Source organism: Leifsonia araucanica, from assembly GCF_051161895.1.
Classification (GTDB): domain Bacteria; phylum Actinomycetota; class Actinomycetes; order Actinomycetales; family Microbacteriaceae; genus Leifsonia.
The window spans coordinates 1,554,457-1,574,477 of record NZ_JBMBTW010000002.1; the positions used below are offsets into that span (position 1 = coordinate 1,554,457).

The window sequence follows — 20,021 nt, forward strand, 5'->3', positions numbered from 1 at the left end:
TGCAGGTCGTCCATCGGGTCGACGGGGACGTAGTATTCCTCGATCTTGGTGTTCATTACTTCTCACCACCCGTCGAGAGTCCTCCGAAGCCGAACCCGCGGCGAGCCGGTGCCGCCGGCGCTTCCGCCTTCTCGGTGGATGCGGCGGGAGCTCCTGCCCCGACCGTCGCGAAGCCCTTGCGTCCGCCCGAGATCTCCTCGGCCTTGTTGACCTTGACCGTGGACTGCTCGGCCTGGTGACGCGGCTTCATGTGCAGGTAGTACGTGGTCTTGACGCCACGCTCCCACGCTGCGTAGTAGATGTCCATCATGTCGCCGATGTCCCTGGTCTCCAGGTACATGTTGCGGCTGATGGCCTGGTCGATCCACTTCTGGGCGCGGGCCGCGACCTCGAGGAACGCGTACGGGGAGAGCTGGAAGCTCGTCTTGAACGCGGCCTTCAGGTCGTCCGGGATCTCGGCCACGTTCTGGATGTCGCCCTGCGAGCGCAGGATCGACTCACGGGTGGACTCCCACAGGCCGCGGGCCTGCAGCGCCTCGACCAGGTTGCGGTTGACCTCGAGGAACTTGCCGGACGAGGTCGAGCGGCTGAAGATCTGCGAGAACTGCGGGTCGAAGCCGGGCGTGGTGCCCGCGACCAGGCCGATGGATGCGGTCGGTGCGATAGCCATGAGGGTCGCGTTGCGCATCCCGCCCTTGACCTTCTCGCGCAGGCGGTCCCAGTCGAGGCGGGTGGTGCGGTTGACCTTGATCGGCACGCCGCGGTCGGCCTCGGTGAGGGCGATGGAGTCGAACGGGACGAGGCCCTGCGACCAGCGCGAGCCGTCGAAGTTCGGGTATGCACCGCGCTCCTTCGCCAGGTCGGCGCTCTCGTCGATGGCCGCGTACGAGACGTGCTCCATGATCTCGTCGATCAGGTCGTACGCCTCTTCGCTCTCATAGCTGAAGCCGAGACGCTCGACGATGTCGGTGAAGCCCATGACGCCCAGGCCGATGGCACGGTTCTGCTGGTTGGAGAAGTCGGCCTCGTCGACGCTGGAGATCGTGATGTCGATCAGGTTGTCGAGCTGGCGGACGGCGCTGCGCGCGCTCTCCTCGATGCGGGCCCAGTCCATCTTGCCGTCGACCAGGTGGCGCGACAGGTTGATCGACGCCAGGTTGCAGACGGAGACGTTGTCGCGGTCCTGCGGGAGGGTGATCTCCGTGCAGAGGTTGGACAGGTGGATGGTGCCGGTGTTGTTGTTGAGGGCACGGTTGTTGATGGTGTCCTTCCAGGTCAGCCACGGGTGGCTGGTGGTCTGGAGGCTCATCAGGATGTCCTTGAACTGCGAGCGAGCGCTGATCTTCTTGAACATGTGCAGGCGCCCGGCTTCTGCCTCGCCGACGTAGAACGCGTAGCGCTCCGAGAACTCCTTGCCGTAGAGCTCGTTGAGGTCGGCGACCTCCAGCGGGTCGAAGAGGTACCAGTCACCGTCGTTCTGAACGCGCTTCATGAACTCGTCGCTGATCCACACGGCCGTGTTGGCGGTGCGGGTGCGGCGGTACGGGTCGCCGGAGTTCTGGCGGAGGTCGAGGAACTCCGGGAAGTCCATGTGCCAGTTCTCCATGTAGAAGCAGAGGGCGCCGAACTTCTTTCCACCGCGGCTGACCGCGCGCAGCACCGAGTCGATCGTGTGCATGAACGGGATGGGGCCGGTGGAGGTGGTGTTGTTGGAGCGGATGGGCGAGCCCTGGGCGCGCAGCTTGGTGACGGAGAGGCCGATGCCGCCCGTGCCCTTGGTGAGCCACATCACGTCGCGCACGCTCTTGGCGATGTGCTCGATGTCGTCCTGCATCTCCATGACGAAGCAGTTGGAGAGCTGCGGGTATGCGGTGCCGGCGTTGACGAGAGTGGAGCCCGCCGCGAGGTATTCGAGCTTCGACATCTTGTTGTAGAACTCGAGCGCGTGGGTGGTGGGGTCGGCCTCGTTGAGGGACAGGCCCATCGCGATGCGCATCCAGAAGTACTGCGGCACCTCGAGGGTCTCACCGTTGCGGGCCTTGATGCCGTAGCGGTTGTTGAGGGTGACGACGCCGATGTACTTGAGCAGGCCGTCCCGCGACGGGTCGAGGTAGCCGGCGAGGCGGTCGAGGTCGAAGAGGTCGGTGAAGCGCGGGTCGAGCAGCTGCTCGGAGACGCCACGCTCGATGTATGCACGGAAGTGGCTGGCGTGCAGGGCGACGAGCTCGTCGTGGCCCTCGTAGTCGCCGAGGACGCGCTTGTAGATCGTCTTGAGCAGGAGGCGGGCGGCCACCGTGTCGAACGCCGGGTCGTCCTTCACGTTCTGCAGGGCGACCTGGATCACGGCCTCGTCGAGCTGCTGGGTCGTGATGCCGTCGAACAGCGTCAGTTCGAGCTCGCTGGCGATCTGGGTGACCCAGGTGATGTTCTCGTCGAGCCCCTGCGCGGCGGTCTCGATGGCCAGGTTGATCTTGTTCGCGTCGTACGGCTCCCGTTCGCCGTTGCGCTTCACGACAGTGATTGCCACTTTCTCTCCCTCTCAATGTGCCGCTCTGCCTGAGCGGCGAAGTCTGTGCATCCCCGCGGGCGCGCAGAACGCACCCGCAAAACCCCTTGTCACGGCCGAAATCCGCTGGGCGAGAACCGCAGTGCGTTTCGGCGTGTGACCACTATATAGCGGGGTACCGACATTTATCGAACCCCATATCTAGTGGGCGTGTCATCCACAGATGTGCATAAGTTATGCACTTATCCACAGGCCGCCCCGCCCCTTGGCGAACCGCATCCCACCGATAGACTTGACCTCTTGTGAGCACGTATTCCAGCCTTCTCAAGACGCCGGGCGTCACGCGGATCATCGCTGCCCAGCTCCTGGCCAGGTTCCCGTTCGGGATGCTCTCCCTCGCCTTCCTCCTGCACATCGAGCACGTGCACCACTCCTATGGGGCGGCCGGACTGGTACTCGGGGCGATGAGCATCGGCCAGGCCATCGCCGGTCCGATGACGAGCCGCCTGATGGGCATCCTCGGGATGCGCCTCGTGCTGTGGACGACGCTCGTCCTCTGCGCCGTCGCCGTCGCCGCGATCGGCCTGTTCGTCATGCCCATCCCGCTGACGATGGGCATCGCGTTCTTCGCCGGGCTCAGCATGCCGCCCATCCAGCCGGCGGTGCGCACCATCTACCCGAAGATGGTCAACTCGCGCCAGCTCACTCCCCTGTTCTCGCTGGACGCCTCGGCGCAGGAGATCATCTGGATCGCAGGTCCGGTGGCGATCACGTTCGTGGCCACCCAGATCGGCACGGTCGAGGGCATCCTGATGTCGGTGGCGATCATGCTGCTGGGCGGCCTGTGGTTCATCTCGTCTCCCGAGGTGGGGCGGGTGCGCATCCCGCGCAGCAAGCGGAGGTTCGGCGTGGTGCTCGCGCGTCCTCCCGTGCTGCTGGCGACGGTGGTCGGCTTCCTGCTGATCGGCTCGTGCGCGGCGATCGAGGCCGGCGTCGTCGCCAACTTCGGCGAGGGCTCGCCGTTCGCGGGCATCGTGCTGGCGATCTGGTCGCTTGGCTCGCTCGTCGGCGGCCTCGCCTTCGGTCACGTGCCGATCGGGCCGTGGGCGACGGCGCGGCGCATGCTGATCGTGTTCGTCGGCGTCGTCATCTCCACATTCATGCTCGGCTCCTGGTGGGGCCTGTCGCTCACGCTGATCATCGCCGGCCTCGGCATCGCCCCGGCCCTCGCGGTGCTGTTCGCGATCGTCTCTGCAAGCGTCAAATTCTCCGACACGGCGGAGGCGTACGGCTGGGTGGGCACCGGCCAGCTGATCGGCGCCGCCCTCGGCTCCGCGCTGGCGGGCTTCCTCATCGACGGCACCGGCCCGGTCGGCGCCTTCTACGTGGCAGGGATCTTCGCCCTCATCGGCTTCATCGTCCCGGCACTCGCGCACCGCATCCACCCCGACCTCCGCGGCCGCGACGCCTCCCCCATCCCCGACACGGAGCCGGTCCCGGTCCAGCCGTCCTGACGCGTGCGCTTCCGCTCACACGGAGAACACGCGCGCCACGCCGCTGCCAACTCCGCCCAAACGGAGAACGCGCATCCGGATGGGCCCGCCGTCCTGTCCAGGACGCGTGGCGGCACGAGCGACGTGTGTGTCGACGAGGTCGTCGCCCACAACGGGATCGCCTCGGCTAAGCTGCAACCGCTCCGAGCACGGAGCAGCCGGGGAGAAAACGCGCGGGGGTGCGTCCTCGGCCTTCGACAGGGTGGTGGGGTCGAACCTCATGAACATTCGCAAGCCAGCACTGATCGGTGGCGTCATCGCCACGGTCCTCCTGGTCGGGATGCAGGCGTTGCCTGCCCTCGCGGTATCGCCCGCGACACCATCGGCGTCAGCCGCTCCGCCGGTGAGCGCGTCAGCGCAAGCCGTCCACGAAGCGGCAGTGGCACGGTTCCTCGCTACTAACCCGAAGCCGGCCACGCTCACTGCCCCGGCGTCGCCTGCAGTGCTCGCCCAGAACAGGACTGCGTGGTTGTCGTATCTCGAAGCAGCACCCTGGACGGACATCTTCGGCCAGTGGGGGTGCACAGTCAGCGACCTCAGCGTCGTGATGAGCACAGCCGACGACGGCACCTCATACCCGACCGTCCGGGATGTCGCCGACTGCGGAGGAGTCGAGGCGCTGACGGGCATCGTCGGAACGATCGACACCACATCGTCGGTCCTGGCACAACCTGCCAACGCACACCTGCGCGCTCAGCTCTCCCGCACCGCGCCGTCCAACGCCACCCGATAAGCCTCCGCACGATCGGAGTAACCACTCGCCACGCTGCGCAGACGTCCACTCGATCGGAGTAACCACTCGCCACGCCGCGCGGCCGTCCGCTCGTACGGAGAACGCGAGCACGCGCTGCCGGATCTCCGCCGTTGCGGAACGCCCGCCGGGTGACGCACGGGACGCGCGCGCCGCGCGGCGCCGCCCGCCCCCTACCAGCGCGGGTGGACCGCGGCGCGGAAGCGGCGGTCGTAGATGTCGCGGACGGCCGCCTCGAAGGGCGCGCCGAGCGGGGCGGCGGAGCCTGCGACCGCGTTCGCCCTGGCCTGCTCGGGCGAGCGGGCGCCGGGGATCACCGAGGAGACGCCGTCCTGCTGCGCCACCCAGGCGAGCGCCGCCTGCGCGGGGGTGAGCCCGGACGGCACCAGCGCCGCGAACTCGCGGGCAGCCGCCACACCCTCGGCGAAGTCGACGCCGGAGAACGTCTCGCCCACGTCGAACGCCTCGCCGTGCCTGTTGTACGTGCGGTGGTCGTCGGCGGCGAACGTCGTGTCCGCCGTGTACTTGCCGCTCAGCAGCCCGGAGGCGAGCGGCACCCTGGCTATGATCCCCACCCCGGTCTCGCGGGCCGCGGGCAGCACCTCGTCGAGCGGCTTCAGGCGGAACGCGTTCAGGATGATCTGCACCGTCGCCGTGCCGGGTCGCGCGATCGCAGCGAGCGCTTCGTCGCAGGTCTCCACGCTGACGCCGTAACTCGCGATCACGCCGTCGGCGACCAGGGTGTCGAGCGCGTCGTAGACCGCGTCGTTCGAGAACACCGGCGTCGGCGGGCAGTGCAGCTGCACCAGGTCGAGCGTGTCGACGCCGAGGTTGGCGCGGGAGCGGTCCGTCCACTCGCGGAACTTCGCGAGCGTGAAGTTGGCGGGATCCTGCTCCTCGCGCCTGCCCATCTTGGTCGCCACCGTGAGCGACAGCTCGGGATGCGCGGCACGGTACGCGCCGATCAGCTGCTCGCTGCGCCCGTCGCCGTAGACGTCCGCCGTGTCGAAGAAGGTCACCCCGGAGTCGACGGCCGCGTCGAGCACGGCCAGCGCATCCGCTTCGCTGACGGCGCCCCAGTCCGCGCCGAGCTGCCAGGTTCCGAGTCCGATGACGGAGACCGTGCGGCCCGTCCTTCCGAGTGTGCGCTGCTGCATACCGCCAGGCTACGCGATCATCCGCGCGAACATCCCGGCGCTCACGCCGGCTGCAGCACGCGCGAGTCCTCGTGCTCGGGAACGGCGGCGGCGACCACTTCCTGGTCACGGAAATGCCCGGCGACCATCGCGATCACCCCGACGACGCTCCACCCGATCAGCACCAGCCAGGGGAACAGCGTGTCGGCATCCGGAAAGTAGGAGAGGTCGCGCACCAGCGTCGCCGACGCGCCCGGCATGAACCACTGCCCGATCTCGCCCCACGGAGACAGCATGAACTGGATGGGCTGCGCCGCCGACGACAGCGGGTTGCCGACCAGCATGGTGAGCACACCGCCGACCGCGATGCCCGCCCGGCCGATCAGGGCGTTCATCCCGACGATGAACGACGCCGTCGCGAACATCGCGAGGCCGACGGCGAGCGCGTTCATCCCGTAGTCGCCCTGCAGCACGCCGAACCCGGCCTGCATGATGCCCGCGATGCCGAGTCCTCCGACGATCCCGTATGCGGTGACGGCCACGAGCCTGCGCCAGCTGCCCGCGACGAGGAAGGAGATCAGGATGCCGCCGACGAGGCCGCCGAGGACGAGCGGGAAGGACGCGGCGGTGAGTCCGAGCCCGCGGGCATCCGTCGAGGCGAGCGGCACCACGTCGGTGACGGTCACCGTGATGGTGGGCGCGACGGTCCCTGCAGGCGCCGCACCGGATGCGACGGCCTGCTGCACCGCGGCGGCCGCCTGCGCGTTGGCCTGCGTCTGCAGCTGCCCGGCGAGCTGGCCGAGGATCTGGCTGACCGCCGCGCCGTTCGCGGACGCGGTCAGCACCTCCGGCTTCTGACCGAGCACGATGGCGCCGTACACGTCCCTGGTCCGGATGCGGTCGACGGCGTCGGCGCGGGAGCTCACCTCCGTCACGGCGAAGACGCCGTCCGTCTTCTGTTTGAGCGTCTTCTGCACCGTGGCGACCTGAGCGCTGTCGCCCGCGATGGCGATCGGCACGTCTTTCACCGAGGAGGTCATGGTGGGCCAGACGAAGGCAAGGAGCACGACCGCGACGATCACGGCCGCCGCGACGGCGATGGCGAGGGCGCGACCCCAGGGAGTGTGCGGGATGCGAGTGGATGCTGGCGTGGTCATGGCGACTCCAAATAAAAAGAATGTTCGTTCTTTATTGTGAGGACGCCATCGGCTACTGTCAAGAACGAACATTCTTTTTTCCCGAGGAAGCGAGGCGGACGATGCCGAAAGTCACCGAGGCCCACCGCGCGGCCCGGCGCCACGAGATCAGCCAGGCCGCACTGCGCTGCTTCGCCAGGAACGGCTTCCAGGGCACGTCGATGGCCGACATCATCGCCGAATCCGGGCTGTCCGCCGGCGCGATCTACGGCCACTACAGCAGCAAGAACGAAATCATCCAGCTGGTGATCACCGACGTGCTCGACGCCCGCTTCCTGGAGGTCGCCGAGGCCAGGACGCACTCCCCGCTCCCGGCGCCCGGCGAGATCATCGGCCTCATCATCGGCGGGATGACGGCCCAGGTGGGCGACCTGGGGATGCTCGTGCAGGTCTGGGGAGAGGTCGCGCACGAACCGGAACTGCGGTCGATCACCGACTCCATCGGCCATCGGGTGCGCGGGATGCTCACCGACTACCTCACCGGCTGGTACGCCGAATCGCTCGGCGTGGGGGACGACGATGCACACCGCATGGCCGAGCGGTACGCACCGCTCTACGTCGGCATCGTGCAGGGCTACGTCACGCAGACCACCCTGTTCGACGACTTCGACAGCGCGGCGTACCTCGCCGCCGCGTCGAGCATCCGGCCAGGCTAGGGCGCCTCACACGGGGCGCGTCACACGCAGGCGGCAGCCACCACCCGCGCGAGCCGCTTCCGGATGATGTGGTCGTTCCCGTCCACCTTGTACATCGTGACGTGCCGCATCGCCTCGATCACCGCGAGACTGCCGGGCGCGATGAACGCGTCCAGCGTCCCGAAGACCACCTCCACCGGCACGCGCACCCGCGCCAGGTCGCTGACCACGGTCTGCGACTCGATGCAGTTCTTCAGCGACAGCACGAACGGGGTCCAGTTCTTCTCCGTGATCTCGAACACGCCCTTGATCGGCAGGAGCTTCGCGAGGATGGCCGCGTTGCGGATCGTGAAGTCCTTGTTGCTGCGGAGGAACTCCCACGCGCGCAGGTATGCGCTGACCCTGCTGCGCACCCGCCGGTCGCCGATCTCCGCCGGGGTGCCGTAGATCGGCGGGCCGACGAGCACCAGCCGGGACAGCGCATCCGGATACTGGGCGGCGTACCTGGCGACGATCAGGGCGCCGAGCGAGTGCCCCACCAGGACGAAGGGATGCGTGAGCTTCAGCGACCGCAGCGTGGCGTGCAGGGCGGCGACGTGCTCTTCCAGCGTGTACGTCGCATCCGGCGGCGTCGGAGAGCGCCCGAAGCCGAGGATGTCGATCGAGATGACGCGGCGCGTCGGTTCGAGCAGCGGCACGAGGTTCTGGAAGGTGACCGACGACGATGCGATGCCGTGCACCAGGACCACGACGGGCCCGGTCCCCTCATCGCCGGCGACGTGGAGCAGAGGAGCTCGCCGGAACAGCCGTCCGACCGCGTCCTTCACTCGCCCCATGCGCCCCACCCTCTCACACGCGGTGCGGCCACCACGCGGGCAGTACCCTGTCGAGCACGGCGATCGGCGCATCCACCTGGCGGGGCCGGTCGCCGTCGAGCCAGACGTCGATGGCGCCGATGATGCCGTCGGCGAGGTAGCGGGTGATCATCCGGCGCTCCGCCGGCGATTCGGCGGGCACCGTGATGCTGTGCTGATCGAGCAAGAGCTCCAGCGACCCCTGGAAGTGCGCGCTGAGCATGGCGTGCAGGCTGGCGGATCCGCTGTCCGCCCCGAGGCCGCGCCGGTAGATCGCGTCGTGCTCGTCGACGTGCACCAGCACGGCACGCGTGACGCCCGCCACGGCGGAGACCGCATCGTCCGGGCCGACATCGACCAGGTAGCCGGCGCGGAGGACGTCGAGCTCCGCGGTGAGCACGCGCTGCAAGAGTTCAGTGGGCGATGGGGCGTAGGTGTAGACGGTCGAGCGGTGCACACCGGCGGTGCGCGCGAGCTCGGAGACCGTGACCTCGGCGACCGGATGCTCGGTGGCGAGGGCGAGGATGGCCGCGCTGAGTCTGGCAGTGGTCTTCTCTTGGCGCGCATCCATGTTTCGATCGTACAATCGAGTTATCCGACATGTGTTGGATAACTGAAAGGAGATTCACTCATGGCTCAGTACGACGTCGCCAACCGTTCCGCGATCGTGACGGGAGGCGGCTCCGGCATCGGCCGCGCTGTCGCCCTGCTGCTCGCGCAGAGCGGAGCATCCGTGCTCGTCACCGACCTGAACGAGGCGAACGCCACTGCGGTGGTCGGCGAGATCCAGGCAGCGGGAGGCACGGCAGCCTCCCTCATCGGCGACGTGACGGACCCCGAGTTCGCCGTCGCGAGCGTTGCAGCGGCGAACGAGCTCGCTCCGCTGCGCATCGCCGTGAACAACGCCGGCATCGGCGGAGAGGCCAACCCCGTCGGCGACTACTCGCTCGACGGCTGGCGCAAGGTCATCGAAATCAACCTGAACGCCGTCTTCTACTCGATGCGCCCGCAGCTCGACGCCATCGGCGCCAACGGCGGCGGCTCCATCGTCAACATGGCGTCCATCCTCGGCAGCGTCGGCTTCGCCGGCTCCTCCGCGTACGTCACCGCCAAGCACGCGCTGGTGGGCCTCACCCAGAACGCGGCCCTCGAGTACGCGGACAAGAAGGTGCGCGTCACCGCCGTCGGTCCCGGGTTCATCCGGACCCCGCTCGTCGAGTCCGCGATGGATGCGGACGCTCTGCACTTCCTCGAGTCCAAGCACGCTCTCGGTCGCCTCGGCGAACCGGAAGAGGTCGCGGCACTGGTCGCCTTCCTCGCCTCCGACGCCGCGAGCTTCATCACCGGCAGCTACCACCTGGTCGACGGCGGATACACCGCCCAGTAACCGGGCGGATTCCGGCCGAGCGCGCTCGGTCACGCTCACCTAGGCTGAAGGCGTGACCGAGCACCTCCCCCTGCTGAGCGACGAGCTGCTGGAGCGCATCCGCTCCCGCGCCGCCGGCTACGACGCCGAGAACACGTTCTTCGCCGACGACTTCGCCGACCTGGTCGACGCCGGCTACCTGAAAGCGCTGGTCCCCGCCGAGTTCGGCGGCCTCGGGCTCGGCCTCGAACGCGTGGCGAGGGAACAGGTGCGCCTCGCGGGCGCCGCCCCGGCCACGGCGCTCGCCGTCAACATGCACCTCGTCTGGACCGGCGTCGCCAAGGTTTTGCACGACCGGGGAGACGCCTCCCTCGACTTCCTGCTGCGCGAGGCGGGCGCCGGCGAGGTGTTCGCGTTCGGCCTGAGCGAGGCGGGCAACGACCTCGTGCTGTTCGGCTCGACCACCGAGGCCCGGCCGCAGCCCGACGGCTCGTACCGCTTCCACGGCACCAAGATCTTCACTTCGCTCTCCCCCGCCTGGACGCGGCTCGGCACGATGGGCCTCGACACGACGAGCGCAGACGCCCCCAAGATCGTCTACGGCTTCATCGACCGCGACGGCGGCGGTTTCAGCATCCGGGAGGACTGGAACACGCTCGGGATGCGCGCCAGCCAGTCCAACACGACCGTGCTCGACGGCGCGGCCTCCCCCGCCGCCCGGATCGTCCGCCGCCTCGACCCCGGCCCCAACCCCGACCCGCTCGTGTTCGCGATCTTCGCCAACTTCGAGATCCTGCTCGCGGCCGTGTACACCGGCATCGGCGCCCGCGCGCTCGACCTCGCCGTCGCCGCCGCGCACCGCAGGACCAGCCTCAAGAACGACGGGCGCAGCTACGCGTCAGACCCGGACATCCGGTGGAGGGTCGCGGACGCCGCCATCGCCCAGGATGCTCTGCTGCCGCAGCTCGACGCGATCGCCCGGGATGTGGACCGGCAGGCCGACCACGGAGCGCAGTGGTTCCCCAAGCTCGTCGGCCTGAAGGTGCGCGCCACCGAGACCGCGAGGCAGGTGGTCGACCAGGCCATCCGGGTGTCCGGAGGGTCCACCTACTTCGCCGGGAACGAGCTCGGCCGGTTGTACCGCGACGTGCTCGCCGGCATCTTCCACCCGTCGGACGACGAGTCCGCGCACTCCACCGTCGCGAACGCCTGGCTCGGGCCGGTCGACGAGACCACGAAAGGGACAGCATGAAGCAGAACACCGCCGAGGACTACGCCGAGCGGCTGCAGCGAGGGGCTCGGAGCGCCGCCGCCGCCGGATTCGACGGTCTGCTCATCGCGCCCGGCCCCGATCTCGCGTACTTCGCCGACTACCTCCCGATCGCCACCACCGAGCGCATCACGATGCTGGTGGTCCCCGCCGACGGCGAGCCCACCATGATCGTCCCGATCCTCGAGCACGACAGCGCCGCCGCCACCCGTGCAGCCCCCGCCGTGCGCTTCGTCGACTGGTCGGACGGCACGGACGAATACGTGCCGACCGCCGCCCTCCTGAAGCCGGACGGACGATACGCGATCTCCGACGCCGCCTGGGCGATGCACCTGCTCGCGCTGCAGCAGAAGCTCCCGGATGCGCGGTTCGAGTCGATCTCGCACGCGCTGCCCATGCTCCGCGCCGTCAAGGGCGCCGACGAGGTCGAACGGCTCGCCGCGGCGGGAGCTGCGGCGGACGCGACCTTCGAGCAGATCGTGTCCGTGCGCTTCGAGGGACGCACGGAGAACGAGGTGGCGGCCGACCTCGCCAGGCTGCTGCGCGAGCACGGCCACTCGCAGGTCGACTTCACCGTGGTCGGCAGCGGCCCGAACGGCGCCAACCCGCACCACGAGGCGGGCGACCGCACCATCGAGCACGGCGACATGGTCGTCCTGGACTTCGGCGGCATCATGGACGGCTACGGCTCGGACACCACCCGCACGGTCCACGTCGGAGAGCCGACGGACGAGGAGCGCACCGTTTTCGAGACCGTCAAGCGCGCCCAGCAGGCCGCGTTCGAGGCGGTCGAGGTGGGCGTCGCCTGCCAGGAGATCGACCGTGCGGCGCGCGCGGTGATCCGGGATGCCGGATACGGCGAGTACTTCATCCACCGCGTCGGCCACGGCATCGGCATGACCACGCACGAGCCGCCGTACATGGTGGAGGGCGAGGAGCGGCCCATCGAGGCGGGGATGTGCTTCTCCATCGAGCCGGGCATCTACCTGCCTGGGCGGTTCGGGGTGCGCATCGAGGACATCGTCGTGGCCACGGAGACCGGCGCGCGGAGGCTCAACAACACCAGCCGCGAGCTGCACATCGTCCAGTGACAGCTGCCACGCGCATCCTGAGCCCGTCCGACGCCGAGCGGCTGAGGGCGCTGCGCAGGATGAAGCTGATCGCCACCGGCCTGTTCGTGCTGATGGCGGTGATCTTCATCGTGGCGTTCACGCTGCAGGGCAGGTTCGCCTGGCTCGGCTACGTGCGCGCGGCCGCGGAGGGCGGCATGGTCGGCGCGCTCGCCGACTGGTTCGCGGTGACGGCGCTGTTCCGGCACCCGCTCGGGCTGCGCATCCCGCACACGGCGATCATCCCGAACCGCAAGGACGAGATCGGCGCGAGCCTCGGTGAGTTCGTGGAGACCAACTTCCTCTCCGACGAGGTGGTCGCCGGCAAGCTCGGCTCGATCGACATCGCCGGGGCGCTCGGCGCCTGGGTGGCGAAGCCGGAGAACGCGCGCCGGGTGGTCGGCGAGGCGTCGACCGCGGTGCGTGGGCTGGCGACGATGCTCGACGACGAGGCCATGCGGGACGCCATCGAGGCGGTCGTCCGCACGCACCTGATCGAGCCGGAGTGGGCGCCGCCGATCGGCAGGCTGGGCGCGCGCATCCTGGACTCCGGTGGTCATCACGAAGCCGTCGATCTGGTGATCGACCGGCTGGACGACTGGATCGCCGCCAACCCGGATGCGTTCGGCGCGGTGGTCTCGGCCCGCCTGCCGTCCTGGCTGCCGTCGTTCGTCGACCGGCTGGTGGACGACCGCGTGTACACGGAGGTGCGTCGGTTCATCGCGGAGGTGCGCTCGGACCAGCAGCACAAGCTCCGCGCCGCCATCGACGGCTACCTCGCCGAGCTGGTCGACCGCCTGCAGCACGACCCGGCGACCATCGCCAAGCTCGAGGCGGCCAAGCGGCACGCCTTCGACGACCCGCGCGTGCGCGAGCTGGCCGGCTCGGCCTGGCAGGCGGCCAAGGCGGCGGCCGTGGATGCGCTGGCCGACCCGGAGAGCGAACTGCGGCTGCGTGCCCAGGCGGCCTTGGCCGATGCAGGAGCCCGCCTCGCCGCCGACCGGGAGCTCGGCGCGAAGGTCAACACCTGGCTCACCGACGCGGCCGTGCACCTGGTGGCGACGTACCGGCACGACATCGCGAGCGTCATCACCGACACGGTCACCGCGTGGGACCCGAGCGAGACCACCGAGAAGATCGAGCTGCAGGTGGGCAAGGACCTGCAGTTCATCCGCATCAACGGCACGGTGGTCGGCTCGCTCGCCGGGCTCGCCATCTTCACCATCGCGACGGCACTCCTCCCCGCCTAGCCGCGGCGAGATGCCACCATCTGTCGCGAAACGCCCGGGATGCGGCGCAGTTACTGGAGTCTCGTTACGCGCTAGCGCGCGAGCGCGCGGCGGCGGCGCCGGACCAGCGGCAGCGCGAGCAGGCGCCAGCCGACGAGGAACACCCCGAGCACGATGGTCGCCACCACGATGAAGCTCGGCTCGATGCCCTGCCCGACCGAGGTGCGGATGAGCATCCCGAGCGCGACGGTCATCAGCCAGACCGGGATGCCCGGCCAGAGGATCGCGAGCGGACGCCGCCAGGCGATGGTCACCAGCCAGCCGCCGAGCAGCCCGACGAGGAACGGCCAGTATGTGTCGACGATTCCGGTGAAGCTCGCCGCCTCCGCGTGACTGCGGCGACCGATGAGCACGAAGACCAGCACGAGCGCGGCGTCGACGACGAACGCCAGCAGCGGAGTCTTCCAGGATTTCACGGGGTTGATGCTACGCGCGGACACCCGTGCATTGCCTGGATGCTGGCCCGCCGTCACTAGACTGTCGTCACCCTGACGCCGAGCCCTGGAGTCCCCCGTGCCCAACTTCGACTTCCTCGCCCAGCCGTCCCTCCCCCGGCCGCACGTGACCGCAGACGACGCGGTTTCCATCGCGGCGGAGCACTTCGGTGTGCAGGGGTCGGCGACCGAGCTCGGCAGCCAGCAGGACCGCAACTTCCTCATCGACACCGGCACCGACCGCTACGTGCTGAAGCTCGCCAATCCGGTGTTCTCGGCCGATGAACTGCACGCCCAGAACGCGGCGATGGCGACGCTCGCCGGGTCGGGGCTGCGCATCCCGGAGGTGGTGCCCGCACTGGACGGCGGCGACCTGGTGGCGGTGGAGCTGCACGGCGAGACGCTGCTCGTCCGGATGCTCGGCTACCTCGACGGCGAACCGCTCACCGGCGTGGCCGAACCGTCCAGGGAACAGCTGCGCACTCTCGGCACACTCGCAGGAGCGGTGGCCGTCGGACTGGCGCCGCTCCGGCATCCCGGGCTCGCCCGCACGACGCAATGGGATGCGCGGATCGGCGGCGAGGTGGTCGACCTCCTCATCGAGCATGTCGCCGAGCCGGCGAAGCGCGCCACGGTGCGGGCGGCGACCGACGCGGCGCTCGCCCGGCTGGCACCGCTGCGCTCGCGGCTGCGCGTGCAGGCGGTGCACGGGGATGTGACGGACGACAACATCGTGCTGGCGGGCGAGGCAGACGGCGCTGGCGCGGACGGCGCCGGCGTGATCGACTTCGGCGACGTCGCGGACGGCTGGCTGGTCGGCGAACTGGCCGCCACCGTCACGAGCGTGCTGCACCACGTCCCCGCCGACCCGCTCGCCGTTCTGGATGTCGCAGAGGCGTTCGCGGCGGAGTCCCCGCTCGACGACGCCGACCTGGCCGCGCTCTGGCCGCTCGTGCTGCTGCGCGGGGCCGTCCTCGTGGTCAGCGGGGAGCAGCAGGTCGCGCTCGACGGCGACAACCGGTACGCCGACGAGAACCGCGCGCACGAGTGGCTGGCGTTCGACCTCGCCCGCCGGATCGACCCCGACGAGTTCGAGGCGGCGCTGCGCTGGCGGCTGGAACGTGCATCCACCGGCGTCGTGGGCGTCGAAGCTCCCCTCGTCTCCCTGTCGACCGACCAGCGTCACCTCGCCGACCTCTCGGTCACCTCCCACGCGCTCGACGCCGGCCGCTGGCTCGACCACGACGCAGAGACTGAGGTGCTCTCCGCCGTCTGCCGCGCGCACGGCCACGCCGTCACCCGCTACGCCGAGCATCGGATCACCCGGGCGACCGTCGACCGCAGCGCCGCGTCGGCGACCCGCGCGCTGGCCGCGACACTGGATGCGCCGGGCGGGGTCGAGATCGCCGCCCCGTTCGCCGGAGAACTCGCCCTGGTGGACGGCTCGTGGCGGCTGCGCGGCGACGACGCCGACCTCTGGCTCGACGGGCTGAGCCGTCCGCTCACCACCGCGCGGGTGGCGGCGGGCGAGAGCATCGGCGCGGCCGTCACCCTCACGGTGCAGCTGAGCCGCCTGCGCGGACGCCGCCCACCCGCGTTCGTCACCCCGGCCATCCCGCGCCGGCTGTGGGAGGAGATCGCGCCGGACCCGTCCGCCCTGTTCGGCGCCGACCTGGCAGCGCCGGAGAGCGATGAGCAGCTCGCCCTCGCCCGCCGCGACGACACCTTCGCCGCCGTGCAGGAGCACTACTTCGCCGAGCCCCCGCTGATCGAGCGCGGCTGGCGGCACCACCTGATCGACACGCGGGGGCAGAGCTATATCGACATGGTGAACAACGTCACCGCCGTCGGCCACGCGCATCCCCGGCTCGTCGAAGCGGTGCGGGACCAGTGGGCGCTGCTCAACACCAACTCGCGGTTCCACTACGAGGAGCTCGCCCGGTTCACGTCGCGCCTCGCTAAACTCGCGCCCGCACCGCTCGACACCGTGTTCCTGGTGAACAGCGGCAGCGAGGCCGTCGACCTGGCGCTGCGGCTGGCGCAGACGCACACCGGACGGCGGACCATCCTCGCGGTCACCGAGGCGTACCACGGCTGGACGGTCGGGGCGGATGCGGTGTCGTCGTCCATCGGGGACAACCCCCGCGCGCTCGAGACCCGGCCGGACTGGGTGAAGCTGGTCGCGTCGCCGCACACCTTCCGCGGACGCCACCGGGGCGCAGACTCCGCCCCCGCATACCTGGCCGACCTGGACGCGGACCTCGCCGCCCTGGACGCCTCCGGCCAGTCCGTCGCCGGGTTCATCGCGGAACCGGTGTTCGGCAACGCCGGCGGGGTGATGCTGCCGGACGGCTACCTGCGCGGCGTGTACCAGCGCATCCGGGATCGTGGGGGCGTGTGCATCGCGGACGAGGTGCAGGTCGGCTACGGGAGGCTCGGGCACTACTTCTGGGGTTCGGAGCAGCAGGGCGTCGTGCCGGACATCATCACGGTGGCGAAGGCGATGGGCAACGGGCACCCGCTCGGCGCCGTGATCACCACGAAGGCCATCGCGGACTCGTTCGCCGCGGAGGGCAGCTTCTTCTCGTCGGCGGGCGGCAGCCCGGTCAGCGCGACCGTCGGGCTGACCGTTCTCGACATCATGCGCGACGAGGAGCTGCAGCGGAACGCAGCGGAGGTCGGCGACCACCTCGCGGCACGGCTGCGCGCGCTCGGCGACCGGCACGACCTGATCGGCGCTGTGCACGGGCTGGGGCTCTACCTCGGCGTCGAACTGGTGCGCGACCGCGAGACGCTCGAACCGGCCACTGAGGAGGCGGCAACGATCTGCGACAGGATGCTGGCGGAGGGATGCGTGGTGCAGCCCACGGGCGACCACAAGAACGTCCTCAAGATCAAGCCGCCGCTCTGCATCACGCGTGGGAGCGCCGACCGGTTCGTGGATGCGCTGGATCTGGTGCTCGCAACGCTCTGAGGCGGGGCGGTAGCGGCGGCTGTGGCGGCGGCTGTGGCGGCGTCGGTGTCGGCCGCGGCGGTGTCGGTGGCCGCGCATACGCTCGACGCATGGTCGTCACGCCAGCTGTCTCCTTCACCGCCGCAGAGCCGTTCCGCATCGCCGTGCCGGACGACGACATCGCCGACCTGCGCTCGCGACTCTCCCGCACCCGCTACCCCGTGCAGACGCCGACGTCGCCGTGGGCGGCGGGCGTCGACCTGCCGACCCTCCGCACGCTCCTGGACGAGTGGCGCGACGACTACGACTGGCGCGCGGCCGAAGCGCGCCTGAACGCCATCCCGCAGTTCACCTCCGTGATCGGCGGTGACGTCGTGCACTTCGCGCACCTGCGCGGGAAGCGTCGATCCGGCGCGGAAGACCCCATCCCGATCGTGCTGAGCCACGGCTGGCCGTACTCGTTCATCGAGATGCTTCCGCTCGCCGAGCTGCTGAGCCGCGACGACGGTTCGGGGCCGGCCTTCGACGTGGTCGTGCCGTCGCTGCCGGGGTTCGGGTTCTCCGAGCCGCTGGCCGAGCCGTTCGTCTCGACCGTCGTCGCAGAGCGATGGCACACGCTGATGACCGACGTGCTCGGCTACCAGCGATACGCCACATACGGAGAAGACGTCGGCACCTGGACCAGCGACCGCCTCGCCGCCCTGCATCCGGAGTCGGTGCTCGGCCTGTTCGCCACGCACGCCGCGTTCCCGCCCAAGGAGCGCGCAGCCGACCTCACCGACGACGAGCAGGCCTTCGTCACCTGGCTCGGCGACAAGTGGGCGAGGGCCAGCGCATACTCGGCCCAGCAGTCGACCAGGCCGGACACTCTCGCGGTCGGCCTGACGGACTCCCCCGCCGGGCTCGCGGCCTGGCTGCTGGAGAAGTTCCGCGAGTGGAGCGGGTCGGACGACCTGCACACCTGGTGGACCACCGACGAGCTGCTCACCACGATCGCGCTCTACTGGTTCACCGGAACGATCGGCACCTCCTTCCGCGCATACTTCGACGACGCGCAGGAGACGCCGATGCCGCGCATCCACGTTCCGGTCGGGGTGTCCATCCAGTACGGGGAGCGCGGCTTCCCGCGCAGCTACGCCGAGCGCACGTACACCGACATCCGGTTCTGGAACGACCTGCCCACCGGCGGGCACTTCACGGCGAAGCAGACCCCCGAGCTGGTGGCCGCCGACATGCGCACCTTTTTTCAGATCGTGCGCGCGACGGCGTAGGGCGACCTGCCTCTGACCGGCTCGCGAGCGGCCGGCGTCAGCGCAGCGCCGTCTGCGCCGCGGCTGCGAGCGTCGAGGCGACGGCGGCGAGCGTGGTCGACTGCAGCGACCACTGATGCCAGTACAGCGGAACGTCGAGCGGCGCGGCGTCGTCGAGCACCACGAGGCGCCCGTCGGCCAGCTGCTCCGCCGTCTGCAGGTCCGGGAGCATCCCCCAGCCGAGCCCCAGCTCCGCCGCCCGCACGAACTCGGCCGACGCGGGGACGTAGTGCCGGCGTGGATGCGCGTCCTGCGCCTGGGCTGCCAGGTATCTGTCCTGCAGCGCATCCTTCCTGTCGAACACCAGCATCGGCGCCGCCGCCATCGCGGAGGGCGTCCAGCCGTCCGGCAGCCACCGCGCGACGAACGCCGGGCTCGCCGCCGCCCGGTAGCGCATCGCGCCGAGTCGCGTGACGGTGCAGCCCTGCACCGGCTCGCTGTCGGAGCTGATCGCGGCCATCGCCGTGCCGTCGCGCAGCCGGTCGAGGGTGTGCTCCTGGTCGTCCAGCACGATGTCGAACGCGACACCGTGCACCTCGGCCAGCGCCGGCAGCACCCAGGTGGCCAGCGAGTCCGCGTTCACCACCAGCGGGATGCGCGGGGCGACTCCGGCGCCGCCCGAGCCCGCGCCCGTCTCGCCCGCGCCCGCCTCGTCGGCGCCGAGCGCATCCACCGCCTCGCTCTCGAGCAGCGCGACCTGCCTGGCCAGCGTGAGCAGGATGCGCCCGGCGGCGGTCGGCTCGATCGGCTTGCTGCGTCGCACGAGCACGCGGCCAGTCTGCGATTCGAGGGCGCGCATCCGCTGACTGACGGCGGACGGGGTGATGTGCAGCGCGGCGGCGGCGCGGTCGAAGGTGCCGTGGTCGATGACCGCGGCCAGCGTGCGGAGCTGATCGGTGCTGGCATCCATCATCAGCCATGCTAACGGTTCGTAAGAATCATTAGCTTCCCTGAAGCTACTCCGCTGCTTAGTCTCGAACCTGTGACCCCCGCCTCCTCCCTCGCCATCTTCGTCACCGGCCTCGGCGCGGGCGCCTCGCTCATCATCGCGATCGGCGCGCAGAACGCGTACGTGCTGCGCCAGGGACTGCGGCGTGAGCACGTGCTGCCGATCGTTCTGATCTGCATCGCCAGCGACGCCATCCTGATCGCCGCCGGCGTCGCCGGGATCGGCGCGATCATCCGCTCGGCACCCGTCGCGCTCGAGATCATCCGCTGGGCAGGCTTCGCCTTCCTGCTGCTCTACGCCGTCTTCGCCGCCCGCCGCGCCCTCCGCCCGGAGCGCCTCGACCCGAACGGCGCCGCCGCAACCACCTCCACCACCCTGCTCGCGGCGGTCGGCACCTGCCTCGCCCTCACCTGGCTGAACCCGCACGTCTACCTCGACACGGTCCTGCTCCTCGGCTCGCTCAGCGCCTCCCACGGCGACCCGGGCCGCTGGGTGTTCGGCGCGGGCGCCGTCACCGCCAGCATCCTCTGGTTCGGGATGCTCGGCTTCGGAGCCCGCTACCTCGCGCCGGTCTTCGCGCGGCCTCTGGCGTGGCGCATCCTGGACGGCGGGATCGCGGTGCTGATGGTGGTGCTGGCGGTGCTGCTGGTGGTGTGAGCGGCGGGGAGAAGGCGCGCGACACGGTGCCGGAAAAGCAGAAGGGCCGCACT

General features: G+C 70.0%; 17 protein-coding genes. 10 read left to right on the forward strand and 7 right to left on the reverse strand.

Translation table 11 applies throughout. The annotated features are described in order from the left end of the window. Positions 1-55: 55 nt before the first annotated feature. Positions 56-2,527 carry a ribonucleoside-diphosphate reductase subunit alpha gene (locus ACN6M5_RS07415; protein WP_210723951.1) on the reverse strand — a complete coding sequence of 824 codons (2,472 nt, stop codon included), beginning with the start codon at positions 2,525-2,527 and terminating at the stop codon, positions 56-58. Positions 2,528-2,808: 281 nt separating this feature from the next. On the opposite strand from ACN6M5_RS07415, the gene ACN6M5_RS07420 reads away from it, so the two are divergent. Continuing rightward, positions 2,809-4,020 carry an MFS transporter gene (locus ACN6M5_RS07420; RefSeq protein WP_085369792.1) on the forward strand — a complete coding sequence of 404 codons (1,212 nt, stop codon included), beginning with the start codon at positions 2,809-2,811 and terminating at the stop codon, positions 4,018-4,020. A 259-nt stretch (positions 4,021-4,279) separates the two neighbouring features. Beyond that, on the forward strand, positions 4,280-4,792 hold the full coding sequence (locus ACN6M5_RS07425) for a hypothetical protein (RefSeq protein WP_434949086.1): 513 nt from the start codon (positions 4,280-4,282) through the stop codon (positions 4,790-4,792). A gap of 191 nt (positions 4,793-4,983) precedes the next feature. Here ACN6M5_RS07425 and ACN6M5_RS07430 read toward each other — a convergent pair whose 3' ends face one another. Next, complete coding sequence (locus ACN6M5_RS07430; protein ID WP_434949088.1) at positions 4,984-5,967, reverse strand: aldo/keto reductase; 984 nt, start codon at positions 5,965-5,967, stop codon at positions 4,984-4,986. Positions 5,968-6,008: 41 nt separating this feature from the next. Continuing rightward, positions 6,009-7,103, reverse strand: a complete 1,095-nt coding sequence (locus tag ACN6M5_RS07435; RefSeq protein ID WP_434949089.1) for an ABC transporter permease — start codon at positions 7,101-7,103, stop codon at positions 6,009-6,011. Positions 7,104-7,204: 101 nt separating this feature from the next. On the opposite strand from ACN6M5_RS07435, the gene ACN6M5_RS07440 reads away from it, so the two are divergent. Then, entirely contained in the window at positions 7,205-7,798 is a 594-nt protein-coding gene (locus ACN6M5_RS07440; RefSeq protein ID WP_434949091.1) for a TetR/AcrR family transcriptional regulator, read from the forward strand. Positions 7,799-7,818: 20 nt separating this feature from the next. Here the strand turns inward: ACN6M5_RS07440 and ACN6M5_RS07445 are convergent, their stop codons facing one another. Further along, positions 7,819-8,613, reverse strand: a complete 795-nt coding sequence (locus ACN6M5_RS07445; protein ID WP_434949093.1) for an alpha/beta fold hydrolase — start codon at positions 8,611-8,613, stop codon at positions 7,819-7,821. Positions 8,614-8,626: 13 nt separating this feature from the next. Further along, entirely contained in the window at positions 8,627-9,202 is a 576-nt protein-coding gene (locus ACN6M5_RS07450) for a TetR/AcrR family transcriptional regulator (RefSeq protein ID WP_434949095.1), read from the reverse strand. Positions 9,203-9,262: 60 nt separating this feature from the next. Between ACN6M5_RS07450 and ACN6M5_RS07455 the strand changes: the two genes are divergently transcribed. The 4 genes from ACN6M5_RS07455 to ACN6M5_RS07470 are packed head-to-tail and all read left to right on the forward strand — an operon-like array spanning position 9,263 to position 13,626. Then, a complete protein-coding gene (locus ACN6M5_RS07455) occupies positions 9,263-10,018 on the forward strand; it encodes an SDR family NAD(P)-dependent oxidoreductase (RefSeq protein ID WP_168689835.1) in 756 nt (251 codons plus the stop codon). A gap of 52 nt (positions 10,019-10,070) precedes the next feature. Beyond that, positions 10,071-11,249 (forward strand): acyl-CoA dehydrogenase family protein, encoded by a 1,179-nt coding sequence (locus ACN6M5_RS07460; RefSeq protein ID WP_434949098.1) that lies wholly within the window; start codon positions 10,071-10,073, stop codon positions 11,247-11,249. Continuing rightward, positions 11,246-12,358: a M24 family metallopeptidase gene (locus ACN6M5_RS07465; RefSeq protein WP_434949100.1), complete on the forward strand. Its 1,113-nt coding sequence runs from the start codon at positions 11,246-11,248 to the stop codon at positions 12,356-12,358. The genes ACN6M5_RS07460 and ACN6M5_RS07465 overlap by 4 nt, the downstream gene beginning before the upstream one ends. Further along, the gene (locus tag ACN6M5_RS07470) at positions 12,355-13,626 is read left to right on the forward strand and encodes a DUF445 domain-containing protein (RefSeq protein ID WP_434949101.1); all 1,272 of its coding nucleotides are present in this window, start codon (positions 12,355-12,357) and stop codon (positions 13,624-13,626) included. Before ACN6M5_RS07465 ends, ACN6M5_RS07470 begins: the two co-directional genes overlap by 4 nt. 71 nt (positions 13,627-13,697) lie before the next feature. Here the strand turns inward: ACN6M5_RS07470 and ACN6M5_RS07475 are convergent, their stop codons facing one another. Further along, positions 13,698-14,081, reverse strand: coding sequence for a DUF3054 domain-containing protein (locus ACN6M5_RS07475; RefSeq protein ID WP_256921998.1), 384 nt, complete (start codon positions 14,079-14,081; stop codon positions 13,698-13,700). Between the two features lie 97 nt (positions 14,082-14,178). Here ACN6M5_RS07475 and ACN6M5_RS07480 point away from each other — a divergent pair, with 97 nt between their 5' ends. Further along, positions 14,179-17,073: an aminotransferase gene (locus ACN6M5_RS07480; protein WP_434949102.1), complete on the forward strand. Its 2,895-nt coding sequence runs from the start codon at positions 14,179-14,181 to the stop codon at positions 17,071-17,073. A gap of 89 nt (positions 17,074-17,162) precedes the next feature. Continuing rightward, complete coding sequence (locus ACN6M5_RS07485; protein ID WP_434949104.1) at positions 17,163-18,323, forward strand: epoxide hydrolase family protein; 1,161 nt, start codon at positions 17,163-17,165, stop codon at positions 18,321-18,323. A 37-nt stretch (positions 18,324-18,360) separates the two neighbouring features. On the opposite strand, the gene ACN6M5_RS07490 is transcribed toward ACN6M5_RS07485, so the two are convergent. Beyond that, positions 18,361-19,275, reverse strand: coding sequence for a LysR family transcriptional regulator ArgP (locus ACN6M5_RS07490; protein WP_434949106.1), 915 nt, complete (start codon positions 19,273-19,275; stop codon positions 18,361-18,363). Positions 19,276-19,344: 69 nt separating this feature from the next. Here ACN6M5_RS07490 and ACN6M5_RS07495 point away from each other — a divergent pair, with 69 nt between their 5' ends. Continuing rightward, positions 19,345-19,968 (forward strand): LysE/ArgO family amino acid transporter, encoded by a 624-nt coding sequence (locus tag ACN6M5_RS07495; RefSeq protein WP_434949108.1) that lies wholly within the window; start codon positions 19,345-19,347, stop codon positions 19,966-19,968. Positions 19,969-20,021: the final 53 nt, after the last annotated feature.

What these genes read in the sequence shown, in the direction of transcription:
- ACN6M5_RS07425 (WP_434949086.1), top strand. Translation starts at nt 4,280, where the DNA reads ATGAACATTCGCAAGCCAGCACTGATCGGTGGCGTCATCGCCACGGTC.
- ACN6M5_RS07430 (WP_434949088.1), bottom strand. Translation starts at nt 5,967, where the DNA reads ATGCAGCAGCGCACACTCGGAAGGACGGGCCGCACGGTCTCCGTCATC.
- ACN6M5_RS07435 (WP_434949089.1), bottom strand. Translation starts at nt 7,103, where the DNA reads ATGACCACGCCAGCATCCACTCGCATCCCGCACACTCCCTGGGGTCGC.
- ACN6M5_RS07440 (WP_434949091.1), top strand. Translation starts at nt 7,205, where the DNA reads ATGCCGAAAGTCACCGAGGCCCACCGCGCGGCCCGGCGCCACGAGATC.
- ACN6M5_RS07445 (WP_434949093.1), bottom strand. Translation starts at nt 8,613, where the DNA reads ATGGGGCGAGTGAAGGACGCGGTCGGACGGCTGTTCCGGCGAGCTCCT.
- ACN6M5_RS07450 (WP_434949095.1), bottom strand. Translation starts at nt 9,202, where the DNA reads ATGGATGCGCGCCAAGAGAAGACCACTGCCAGACTCAGCGCGGCCATC.
- ACN6M5_RS07455 (WP_168689835.1), top strand. Translation starts at nt 9,263, where the DNA reads ATGGCTCAGTACGACGTCGCCAACCGTTCCGCGATCGTGACGGGAGGC.
- ACN6M5_RS07465 (WP_434949100.1), top strand. Translation starts at nt 11,246, where the DNA reads ATGAAGCAGAACACCGCCGAGGACTACGCCGAGCGGCTGCAGCGAGGG.
- ACN6M5_RS07485 (WP_434949104.1), top strand. Translation starts at nt 17,163, where the DNA reads ATGGTCGTCACGCCAGCTGTCTCCTTCACCGCCGCAGAGCCGTTCCGC.
- ACN6M5_RS07490 (WP_434949106.1), bottom strand. Translation starts at nt 19,275, where the DNA reads ATGATGGATGCCAGCACCGATCAGCTCCGCACGCTGGCCGCGGTCATC.